At 68.4% G+C, this 1,051-nt stretch carries 1 protein-coding gene; it reads right to left on the bottom strand.

The features are described from left to right. Positions 1–19 precede the first annotated feature (19 nt). Positions 20–900 (bottom strand): IS5 family transposase gene (locus Msi02_RS42740; RefSeq protein ID WP_373308370.1). Its coding sequence is split into 2 segments (ribosomal slippage): positions 20–522 and positions 522–900, totalling 882 coding nucleotides; the frame shifts between segments, so codons are not numbered across the junction. Positions 901–1,051 lie beyond the last annotated feature (151 nt).

Here is a 1,051-nt window from a genome sequence, read left to right as displayed (position 1 = left end):
GAGCCTGTATCAAAGTCGGTCAGAGCCATTCGTTGATCGCGGCGATGAGGATCGTGGCCTCGTAGCGGACGGCGAGTTTGTCGTACCTGGTGGCAACAGCGCGGTGGCGTTTGAGCCGGTTGATGCCGCACTCCACCGCGTGGCGCCGCTTGTACAGCTCAGGGTCGAAGGTCGGCGGCCGGCCGCCCTTGGATCCCTTGGCCCGGCGGTTGGCGTCCTGGTCGGCCTTGCTGGGGATGGTGGCCTTGATCCCGCGCCTCCGCAGATAGGCGCGGTTGGCCGTGGAAGTGTAGGCCTTGTCGGCCAGGACACGGTCGGGGCGGGTGCGGGGCCGCCCCGCGCCCAGACGGGGGACCCGGATACCGCCGATGACCGCGGTGAACTGCGGGCTGTCGCCACGCTGTCCCGCGGTCAGCACAATAGCCAGCGGCTTTTGCCCCTGCTCGCAGGCTAGGTGCAGCTTCGTGGTCAGCCCGCCGCGCGAACGCCCGAGCCCGTGATCGGCAGGCTCGGTGCCGCGCCTGCCGCCGGGCGGCTCGGCTTGAAGATCCCCCTTTTCCGCGCCCCGGCGGCGTGCTGATGCGCCCGGGCGATCGTGGAGTCCACGCTGACATCCCAGGTGATACGACCCGCCGCGTCCGCCAGCGCCTGCAGCGCGATCAGGATCTGCTGCCAGGTGCCATCCCGCTGATAGCGCCGGAACAGCGCATAGACCGCTGACCAGGATCCGTAGCAGGCGGGCACATCACGCCAGGGCGCGCCGACCCGTACCCGCCAGCGGATCCCGTCGATCAACTGCCGCTTGCTGTACAGCGACGGCCGCCCCGACCGCCTCGGAGCCGGCAGCAGCGGCTCCAGCACCGCCCACTGGGCATCGGTGAGGTCGAACCGCCTCGTCACCGCTAAGGTGGCCAACGAGGTCTCCGGTGTTCAGGTTGTTCTTGGTCGATCAACCCTCTTACCGGAGACCTCTTACGTTGTCGATCTCTTACGCGTGCACGAGCTTCAAAGCAGGCGGGGCGCCACGGCGGACTTTGATACAGGCCCTAGT

It is taken from the genome of Microbispora siamensis (genome assembly GCF_016863095.1).
Classification (GTDB): Bacteria; Actinomycetota; Actinomycetes; order Streptosporangiales; family Streptosporangiaceae; genus Microbispora; species Microbispora siamensis.
Note: the sequence above shows the minus strand (reverse complement) of the source record. Positions and strands in the feature narration are given on the sequence as shown.